This is a genomic window from Brevibacillus choshinensis, from assembly GCF_016811915.1.
GTDB classification, from domain to species: Bacteria; Bacillota; Bacilli; order Brevibacillales; family Brevibacillaceae; genus Brevibacillus; species Brevibacillus choshinensis_A.
This window is the reverse complement of record NZ_CP069127.1, coordinates 12,501-22,500: the sequence shown is the minus strand read 5'-3', so window position 1 is coordinate 22,500 and position 10,000 is coordinate 12,501. Positions and strand designations below refer to the sequence as shown.

Genomic DNA, 10,000 nt, shown 5'->3' with positions numbered 1-10,000 from the left:
ACCTTTTTCAATCTGAATCAGGTTGATGATCGGCGTACCCTTTGCTGTACGGCTGAGATCCGGAATCTCAAAGCCCTTCAGGCGGTATACCTTGCCCTTGCTCGTAAAGAACATGATGTAATCATGCGAATTGGTGATGTAAAGATGCTCGACGAAGTCGTCATCTTTGGTACCAAGTCCTTGAATTCCCCGGCCTCCGCGTTTTTGCGCGCGGTAAGTGGATACAGGGGTACGCTTGATATATCCATCATGGGTCAAGGTAATGACCACATCTTCTTCCGGAATCAAATCGGCATCTTCAATATGATTCTCGTCGATCGTAATAACTGTGCGACGATCATCTCCGAATTTCTCTTTGATTTCGTTCAGCTCATCGCGAATGATGCCGTAAATTTTGCCTTCGTCAGCAAGAATCGAGCGCAATTCCGCGATTTTGGCCATCAGTTCCTGGTACTCATTCTCGATTTTCTCCCGCTCCAAGCCGGTCAGGCGTTGCAGACGCATGTCGAGAATCGCCTGTGCCTGTTCGTAGCTCAAGCTGTAGTTGGCCATCAGTCCATCGCGCGCTTCTTCCGTTGTCTGGGAAGCACGGATCAGGCTGATGATCTCATCGATATGATCGAGCGCGATACGCAAACCTTCCAGGATGTGAGCGCGTGCCTCAGCCTGCTTCAGATCGAATTCCGTACGTCTGCGGATAATTTCACGCTGATGCTGCAAATAGTAGTACAGCATATCTCTTAGATTCAGGACGCGAGGGCGGCCATCTACGAGAGCCAGCATGTTCACACCAAAAGTAGTCTGCATTTGCGTGTGCTTGAACAGGTTGTTCAAGACAACCTTTGGAATCACATCACGGCGCAATTCCATGACGATACGCATCCCTTTGCGGTCGGACTCATCGCGCAGGTCGGTGATGCCTTCGATTTTCTTTTCACGAACCAGCTCCGCGATCTTCTCCACGAGTCTAGCTTTGTTGACTTGATAAGGAATCTCCGTCACAATGATGCGCGGCTTTCCTTTTTCTTCTTCAATCAATGTTTTGGCGCGCATGATGATCGAACCGCGGCCGGTTTCATAGGCACGACGAATCCCGCTATAGCCGAGAATTTCTCCAGCTGTAGGGAAGTCTGGCCCTTTGATGATCTTCATGAGCTCCGGAATGGTGATGTTCGGGTTGTCGATCATGGCAGTCACGCCATCGATGACCTCCGTCAGATTATGCGGCGGGATATTCGTCGCCATCCCAACGGCAATACCCCCCGATCCATTGACCAAAAGGTTCGGGAACCGGGAAGGCATAACAACTGGTTCTTCTTTGCGACCGTCGTAGTTCGGTGCGAAGTTGACCGTTTCTTTATCAATATCGCGCAAAAGCTCCAAGGCAATCTTTGAAAAGCGCGACTCGGTATAACGCATCGCCGCTGCCGGGTCACCGTCGACAGAACCGAAGTTCCCTTGACCTTCTACCAGCATGTAACGCATGTTAAAATCTTGTGCCATCCGGACCATCGCTTCATAGATCGAAGAGTCACCATGTGGATGGTAGTTTGCCATTACTTCCCCGACCGTGTTTGCCGATTTGCGGAATGCTTTGTCAGGAGTAAGGCCCATGTCATGCATGGCATACAAAATGCGCCTGTGTACAGGCTTGAGTCCGTCTCGAACATCAGGCAATGCCCGACTCACGATAACGCTCATCGCATAGCTGATGAACGACTCTTTCATCTCTTGGCTAATATCGACTTTGGGAAACCGAGCAGTTTCTTCTGCCATAAAAGGTAAACCTCCAACTGGTTATCGCAATACTTCATTATACCATATAGAAAGAGGACACGTCCAAAAAATCCAGTGTGATTGGTCAATTCCTCCTGTTTCCCCTGCCGCTCTGACAGCCTCCGTTTCCTTCCTGAAGCGTTTACCTATATATTTCCAAAAATATTCTGAAATCGAGCTTACTGGATCACAAGAAAAAAACCCAAAACGGTCAGGAGGAAACCGCTTTGGGTGCTGTAGCTTTTTTGGATTGCCGGACTGCGTAAACGAGATAAATCACCAGATACAGAACCATGACTAGCATGGAGTAGCGGTACATGAGCGCAAATCCGGTGTACTTGGCTATCGCGCCCAAAATCATGGCGCCTCCCCCAATCCCCAGGTCAAAGGCGGAAAAGAAGGTGCCCGTAGCGGCACCGCGTCTGGATGGATCTACCCGCTGAATCGTCCACGCCTGGAGAGAAGGCTGCACGGCCCCCGCTCCGACCCCAAACAAGATAGCCGCCGCAATCAAGCCTACCTCTGTCGTACTATAAGACAATACCAGGACCGCGATGCCTGTAATCACTCCACCTGGCATCAACACCCAGAATGGCCCCTTTCGATCAAAAAGCTTTCCGGAAAGGGGACGGATCAGCATCAGGGAGAGCGCATTGAACAGAAAGTACAGTCCAACATTCTCGATCCCTACTTCTTTCCCGAACAGCGTGATAAAGCTCACGATTCCGCCGTACATCACCCCGGTGAGCAAAGCCAGCAGTGCGGGGAACAGCGCCTTTTTCTCAAACAGACCTCCGCTCACTGCCGATCCCGGATGTGTGGCCGCAATCGGGGCTTTGATCTCAACCAAACGGGACAAGATCATCGCAAGCGCAGTCAAACCACCGGATACGCCAAACAGCCAGCCGTACCCCCAGGCTTGGGACACCGACAGCCCGATTAACGGCCCTACTGCCATCGCGAGGTTGGTGAACATCCCGAAATACCCCATTCCCTCACCTCGACGCGCAGCCGGAATGATGTCAGATACGATCGTCCCGTAGGTCGTCGTGACGATGCCCCAGCCAATCCCGTGCACAAAACGCAGAGCCAAAACCAGCGCGACGCTGGCCATCCAGTAGTACCCGCAAACGGCCAGCAAAAAGATCCCAAGCCCGCTCAACAGAACGGGGCGTCTCCCCATCGAATCCAATGCTTTCCCAGTAAACGGTCGAACCAGCAATGCGGAGACGGTAAACAGACTGACGACCAGCCCCACGGCCAATTGATCGCCGCCCTTATCGGTTATATACACCGGCAGTGTCGGTATGAGCATTTGAAATGCAACGAACAGCATAAAATTGGAGAGTGCGAGTATGACAAACTCCTTGGTCCATAATGAATGTTCTTCCTTCAAGCTTCTCACTTCCCGTTTTCAGCGACATTTTATATACATTATTATTTATTAAGTCTGTATATGTCAATCCTTTTGCTGCCGGGAATGTGCTTTCCGACACTTACTTCGCTGAACGCTTCCACATCTGCAGCTGCGTTAACGTCTCTTCGTATTCTCGATCCAACCTCTCTTTATCCTCCGCTGGCAAGGTCGGTACAGATAGCCTGCTTATCAGATCGGTCAGCCTCGTTTCCAGCAGGAGGATCTGCTCCGCTTTCTCATCCCGCGTTCCTTTTCGATTCTTTGCCTCCTGATACTCCTGGTACCCGCCTGAGAAAAGGAGTGGCTCGGGCTCATCAAATGAAAGTACAGCGTCTGCCAAGCCAGCCATCAGCTTTCGATCGTGTGTGGCAAACAGGATTGCACCCGGAAAGTCGGCTAAAAGCAGCTCCAGCTCCTCCTGTGTCGGGATATCCAGATAGTTGGTCGGTTCATCGAGCAGCAGCACATGATAATCCCCAAAAAACACTTTTGCCAGCGCCACTTTCACCCTTTCACCGCCGCTGAGAAGAGATACTTGTTTATGGACGGCATCTCCTTGAAACAATAACCGCGCAAGGGCCGTACGAATCGTAGACTCCGGATAACGGCTGTCTTTCTTTACGTTCTGCAAAATGGACAGCTCCTGATCGAGAATCGTTAAGGTCTGATTGAAATACCCCAGCCGAATTCCCGGGGACACGGAGATGCCCTCTGCCTTTTGGGCAATTATGGAAAGGAGTGTGGATTTCCCGCTCCCGTTCGCCCCGATGAGCGCCACCTTTTGCCCTCTCTGCACACGGAATGCGAGATCTGTAAACAAAGTACGCGAACCTGCCTGCACCTTTACCTGATTGCAATGAATCGCGGTTCTCCCCCGGAATTCGCCTTCCTGATGGAGGTCAAACTGCACACGTGCCAGCTCTTTTGGCTTCTCCTTCTCTTCCAGCTGCGCCAGTCGGCTCTCCAGGGCTTTGGCTGATTGCTCCACCTTTTCCCGCTTTCCCTGGGCCTGCATCTTGTGCAATTTTGCTTCGGAATTGCTCATACGCTTGGGAGCATCCTTCATACTCCTCGCATGCTGCTTCTTTTCAAACACAGCCTGAATCAGCCGTTTCTTCTCCTTTTGGTACGCATCGTACTCGACCCATTCCCTCTCCTTTTTCTGTTCCTTTTGCTTGCGGTAAGCAGAGTAATTCCCCTTGTATTCGGTCACCGCTCCATGCTCGACCTCCCATATCCGCGTGCATAGGGTATTGAGCAGCTCCCGGTCATGCGAAATGAGCAAAACTGCCCCTGGGTAGGAATCGAGGGATTCCTCCAACTGCCTGATCCCGGATAAGTCCAGATGGCTGGTCGGTTCGTCCGCAAACAGCAAGGGGGCCTGCCTCTCAAGCGCGGAAGCAATCTTCAGTCGCACATGCTCTCCCCCGCTCAGGGAGTCGTGGACCTGTGACACTCCCCATTTCTGACGCCCTTTGCTTGAGGTACCTTCCTGCTCTGCCAGCTCCAATTGACGAATAAGAGCACAATCCGCAAAGGCAGAAACCGTGCCGCTGTCCGCCTGCACCTCCCCCGACAAAATCATGAGCAGCGTAGTCTTCCCTGCCCCATTTGGCCCGACGATGCCAATACGATCTCCATTCATCACTTCCAATTTATCTGCCCGGAAAATGACGCGATCCCCGTAGCTTTTTTCGATATGGCGCGCTTCCAGTAAAAGCATACACATGCCTCCTTTTCAAATAAAAAAGACGCCGGAATATCCGACGCCCTTTGTCTCCCTCGACCATATGCCAAGCCACCGGACATGCCGATGACTCTCCCCACTACATAGAAAAAGGCACCGACATACCGGCGCCTTGGACATTCACGTTTGTCTTGTTTGCATGATTGTAAGCACGCAAAAAGAAACTGGTTATATGGAGTGCACCCGATACGTTTTCGTTACTATGGAATTTGGTTGGGTAGTAACGAAACGATCTTTCAATGGATTACCCTCCTGCGTAGCTCGCACGATTTTTGGAAACACCCCCATTTTACCCCAACAAATGGTCGAATTCAAGACTGCTGTTTTTTGATCCTTTCCCCTCTCTAATCCCATACATTTCTCACACTTCCCCTCTACCATGGTACTCGTACACCATTACCTGACAGGGAGTGATCGACCCATGAAAAAAATTCTTTCTGTATCTTTGCTTACCACCAGCTTACTCGCAAGCAGCGCAGGTATCATCCATGCACAGGAAGCGCCGGCAAAAGAGCCAAAGCTGAAACAGACTGCTGAATTCCAACAGCTGAAGACCCTCCACAGCCAAACAAAAGAGATGAATACCCAGCTAAAAGCCCAAGGCGAAAAAAACAAAGCTGTCTGGGATTCCCTCAAGGGTGACGTTCCCCAGGAAGTGCGTGATACGGTAAAGGCAGCTCTGGCAGAGCTCAAGCCGCTGCGCGAGGAAAACAAAAGTCTCACAAGCCAGCTGAAAGAAGCGAAACAAGCCAAAGACAAAGAAAAAATCGCATCCATCAAGGCACAATTGGAAGCGAATCATCAAACCATCGAAGCGAAATTGGCTCCCATTGCCGATCAAGTAGCCCAAGTAAAAGAAAGTCATAAAAACCTGAAGGAGCCGCTTGCCGAAGTCAAACCGATTCGAGATGCAAAGAAAGCGAACAAAGAGGAAGTTATGCAAGTAAAACAGCAGATCGAAGGCGCTCTCACTGCTGCCAAGGAATCCTACAAAAACGGGGATGACGCTTGGCAATCCTCGTTGAACGATGCCATTGATCTAACTGAGCAATTGAATGCTCTGAAATCCGAGATCTTGTCGCAAAAAACTTCGATTTACGAAGCCCTTCAATAGGACTTTACTGCTCTCCTTCTCAGAGACGGCTCCGCATCATAGCGAGGCTGTCTTTTTTTTGGGCCAGAAAACCGTGGGATAAAAAAGTTTGGGAAAAGTGTGGGAAAACGCACAGATCCACTGTTCTCTCGCGGATCTGTTGTACAATGGGAAAAGAATACGAAGGTCTCGGAGGAACCCTATGAAGCCTTTTTCCATCGCCATCGTAGACGACGATCCGAATATCCGCCAGATTGTAGAAGCTTACTTGCAAAAAGAAGGGTATCTGACGGTCAGTGTGTCGTCAGCAGAAGAGGCAATTCATCTGAAAGAAACGAATCCACCCGACTTATGGGTGCTGGACATCATGCTGCCCGGAATGAATGGTTACGAATTTTGCCGCCGCATTCGCATGGAATCCGAGACCCCGATCATCATGATCTCGGCACGCGATGAAGAAGTGGACAAGATTTTGGGCCTGGAATTGGGCAGTGATGATTATTTGACTAAGCCATTCAGTCCACGTGAGCTTGTAGCGCGTGCCAATCGGGCGCTTCGTCGCTGGGAGCATATGAAAAGCCGCGGAGAGTGGTCCTCTCGCGCCGAAGAGGAGATCTCAGTCGATCAACCAGAAAAAGGGCTGCTCGTTCTGGATAAGGAAAAACGTTTGGTTTATTCACTTGGAGCGGAAATTGAGGTCACCTCCAAGGAATTTCAAGTTCTCTCGTTGCTGTCGGAAAATCCGAACCGCGCTTTCTCACGAGATGAACTGCTGACACTGGTTTGGGGCGACGATTATTTCGGCAGTGATCGAGTCGTCGATGATCTGATACGACGCATTCGCAAGAAGCTGGACAATATCCCTTTGGAAACCGTATGGGGATTCGGCTATCGCCTGCGCTCCACGGAGAGGACACAGGAACGATGAGTCTCCAATTACGGATAACTCTCATGTTCAGCCTCTTATTGATCGTCCTCACTTCAATATCTGCCAGCCTCATTTACTCCTTTCTGCTCGACAACTTGATTGAGCAGCAAAAAAATGAGCTGATTCTAAAAGGCCAAACATGGATTGACAAGAATAAGGACGCCTCAGAAAGCGTCCAGCCAGAGTCCATAACCGAGCTGGAGAGGCTGTCTGTCTCCAATCGCAAGGTGGAGGTCTTGCTGCTGGGTAAAAAGAAAAAAGTCCTGTATACCACTCTCCCATCCGCAAATTTAAATCAGTGGTTGGAGGCGTTGGAGCGGAAAGCGGAAAAGCGGAAAGACAAAAACATTTGGATGGTTGGCGGCGATGATTATGTCGTGGTCAATCTGCCCCTAAAGAACGATGAAAAACAGAGACTGATTCTTAGCTCTCCTGTCCGTGGCTTGAAGGAAGCACGTATGGAGCTAACTCAAAGCATTTTTGTCGTCCTGCTCATCGGCGCAGTCTCCACGATATTGCTCAGTTTTTTTATGACAAAAAGCATGGTCCGTCCATTGAACCAGTTGGTGAAAGAAATTAAGAAAGTGCAGTTTCGACGTTTTTCTGAGGTCCGCCACATCCCTGCTCGGGGAGAGATCGCGGAAGTCTCCGAAAGTGTATATTCGATGGCACAGGAACTGGATCGATTCCATGAAATCCAGCGACAATTTTTACAGAATGCTTCCCATGAATTAAAAACCCCTCTGATGTCCATTCAAGGATACGCAGAGGGAATTCGGGACGGTATCTTTACAGACCGGTCGGCAGAACAAGGACTAGACGTGATTGTCGCTGAGACGAATCGATTAAAACACATTGTCACGGAAATTATTTTGCTGGCAAAGCTGGAGGGCGAGGAAGACCTTTTTCACCCTGCCGCCTACTCGGCCAAAGACCTGGTAGAAAAAGTGATTGAGCGTCTGCATCCGCTAAAGGTACAACACAATATGAGTGTCACCGTTCGACTCCTGACCGCAGACCCTATTTTGTACGTCGACGAAGGCAAGATCCTGCAAGCCCTGCTAAACATCGTGGGCAACGCGCTACGTCATGCCAACGAGCATATTGAGATCAGAATTGAGGGAGGAAAACACCACGCCACGATTGAAGTCATCGATGATGGTGAGGGTATTTCAGAAGAGCTGCTGCCTCATCTGTTCCACCGATTTGTCAAAGGCAAGAATGGAGACGTAGGTTTAGGGCTGGCTATCTCCCGTGCGATCGTCGAGAGATCAGGAGGAGTCATCGATGTAAGAAATGGGACAGTGGCCGGGGCCATGTTCCGCATCGCTCTACCCATACGCCCGCCTGTAGAAAGCTGAATACAAACACCCGAGCAAGAAACTCTCCTCGGGTGTTTGTTTGTGTTTTCCCTTTCCTCTTTTACCGTTACATATTCCGGGAAACAGATGGAGTGAGCGCGTTTCCTTCCAATTCGGACAGAGCCGTGGGAAGCCACAAAGTTCTGTAATAACAAAAAAACCACCCTCACCGGATGGCTCGTTCGCACCTTCAAAACTGGATCTGCATGTTTGCCAAGAGTGTGTGGATAAGTCCTCGACCGATTAGTATTCGTCAGCTCCACGTGTTACCACGCTTCCACACCGAACCTATCAACCTCATCGTCTATGAGGGGTCTTACCAGCTTGCGCTGTGGGAAGTCTCATCTTGGAGGGGCTTCACGCTTAGATGCTTTCAGCGCTTATCCCGTCCGCACATAGCTACCCAGCTGTGCCACTGGCGTGACAACTGGTGCACCAGCGGTGCGTCCATCCCGGTCCTCTCGTACTAAGGACAGCTCTCCTCAAACTTCCTACGCCCGCGACAGATAGGGACCGAACTGTCTCACGACGTTCTGAACCCAGCTCGCGTACCGCTTTAATGGGCGAACAGCCCAACCCTTGGGACCTACTTCAGCCCCAGGATGCGATGAGCCGACATCGAGGTGCCAAACCTCCCCGTCGATGTGGACTCTTGGGGGAGATAAGCCTGTTATCCCCAGGGTAGCTTTTATCCGTTGAGCGATGGCCCTTCCATGCGGAACCACCGGATCACTAAGCCCGACTTTCGTCCCTGCTCGACTTGTAGGTCTCGCAGTCAAGCTCCCTTCTGCCTTTACACTCTACGAATGATTTCCGACCATTCTGAGGGAACCTTTGGGCGCCTCCGTTACCTTTTGGGAGGCGACCGCCCCAGTCAAACTGCCCACCTGGCATGGTCCTCTCGCCCGATAAGGGCGACGAGTTAGAAACTCCGTACATCAAGGGTGGTATCCCACCGACAGCTCCACAGAGGCTGGCGCCCCTGCTTCTCAGCTTCCCACCTATCCTGTACATGATGCACAAAGTTCCAATACCAGGCTACAGTAAAGCTCCATGGGGTCTTTCCGTCTTGTCGCGGGTAACCTGCATCTTCACAGGTATTATGATTTCACCGGGTCTCTTGCCGAGACAGCGCCCAAGTCGTTACGCCTTTCGTGCGGGTCGGAACTTACCCGACAAGGAATTTCGCTACCTTAGGACCGTTATAGTTACGGCCGCCGTTTACTGGGGCTTCGGTTCAAAGCTTCGCTTGCGCTAACCCATCCCCTTAACCTTCCAGCACCGGGCAGGCGTCAGCCCCTATACTTCGCCTTGCGGCTTCGCAGAGACCTGTGTTTTTGCTAAACAGTCGCTTGGGCCTTTTCACTGCGGCCCCTCGGGCTATAAACCCTACCGGGGCGCCCCTTCTCCCGAAGTTACGGGGCCATTTTGCCGAGTTCCTTAGCAAGAGTTATCCCGCGCACCTTAGGATTCTCTCCTCGCCTACCTGTGTCGGTTTGCGGTACGGGCACCTTATTCCTCGCTAGACGCTTTTCTTGGCAGTGTGAAATCAGGGACTTCGGTACTTACATTTCCCTCGCCATCACAGCTTGCCCTTACGGTGTGCGGATTTGCCTACACACCAGGCTTACTGCTTGGACGGCCATCCAGTAGGCCGCTCACCCTATCCTCCTGCGTC

General features: G+C 51.1%; 6 protein-coding genes and 1 rRNA gene (2 of these 7 only partly in view). 3 read left to right on the top strand and 4 right to left on the bottom strand.

From position 1 onward, the window contains the following. The 3 genes from gyrA to abc-f form a co-directional block, all read right to left on the bottom strand. Positions 1 to 1,776: the 5' portion of a DNA gyrase subunit A gene (gene gyrA / locus JNE38_RS00195; RefSeq protein ID WP_203354752.1), read on the bottom strand. It extends 774 nt beyond the left edge of the window; the window shows 1,776 of its 2,550 coding nt (coding positions 1-1,776); the start codon lies at positions 1,774 to 1,776; its stop codon lies beyond the left edge, outside the window. A gap of 211 nt (positions 1,777 to 1,987) precedes the next feature. After that, complete coding sequence (locus JNE38_RS00190) at positions 1,988 to 3,172, bottom strand: MFS transporter (RefSeq protein WP_203354751.1); 1,185 nt, start codon at positions 3,170 to 3,172, stop codon at positions 1,988 to 1,990. A 100-nt stretch (positions 3,173 to 3,272) separates the two neighbouring features. After that, entirely contained in the window at positions 3,273 to 4,916 is a 1,644-nt protein-coding gene (abc-f, locus tag JNE38_RS00185) for a ribosomal protection-like ABC-F family protein (RefSeq protein ID WP_203354750.1), read from the bottom strand. A gap of 445 nt (positions 4,917 to 5,361) precedes the next feature. Between abc-f and JNE38_RS00180 the strand changes: the two genes are divergently transcribed. The 3 genes from JNE38_RS00180 (at position 5,362) to JNE38_RS00170 (ending at position 8,322) form a co-directional block, all read left to right on the top strand. After that, entirely contained in the window at positions 5,362 to 6,054 is a 693-nt protein-coding gene (locus tag JNE38_RS00180; RefSeq protein ID WP_203354749.1) for a hypothetical protein, read from the top strand. A gap of 181 nt (positions 6,055 to 6,235) precedes the next feature. After that, positions 6,236 to 6,961, top strand: a complete 726-nt coding sequence (locus JNE38_RS00175; protein WP_203354748.1) for a response regulator transcription factor — start codon at positions 6,236 to 6,238, stop codon at positions 6,959 to 6,961. Beyond that, positions 6,958 to 8,322 carry a sensor histidine kinase gene (locus JNE38_RS00170; RefSeq protein WP_203354747.1) on the top strand — a complete coding sequence of 455 codons (1,365 nt, stop codon included), beginning with the start codon at positions 6,958 to 6,960 and terminating at the stop codon, positions 8,320 to 8,322. The genes JNE38_RS00175 and JNE38_RS00170 overlap by 4 nt, the downstream gene beginning before the upstream one ends. Before the next feature lie 223 nt (positions 8,323 to 8,545). Here the strand turns inward: JNE38_RS00170 and JNE38_RS00165 are convergent. Next, positions 8,546 to 10,000, bottom strand: a 23S ribosomal RNA gene (locus JNE38_RS00165) (it continues 1,470 nt past the right edge of the window).

Excerpts from the sequence above, each read along its gene's own strand:
- JNE38_RS00170 (WP_203354747.1), top strand. The coding sequence starts at position 6,958 with ATGAGTCTCCAATTACGGATAACTCTCATGTTCAGCCTCTTATTGATC.
- JNE38_RS00180 (WP_203354749.1), top strand. The coding sequence starts at position 5,362 with ATGAAAAAAATTCTTTCTGTATCTTTGCTTACCACCAGCTTACTCGCA.
- JNE38_RS00175 (WP_203354748.1), top strand. The coding sequence starts at position 6,236 with ATGAAGCCTTTTTCCATCGCCATCGTAGACGACGATCCGAATATCCGC.
- abc-f (WP_203354750.1), bottom strand. The coding sequence starts at position 4,916 with ATGCTTTTACTGGAAGCGCGCCATATCGAAAAAAGCTACGGGGATCGC.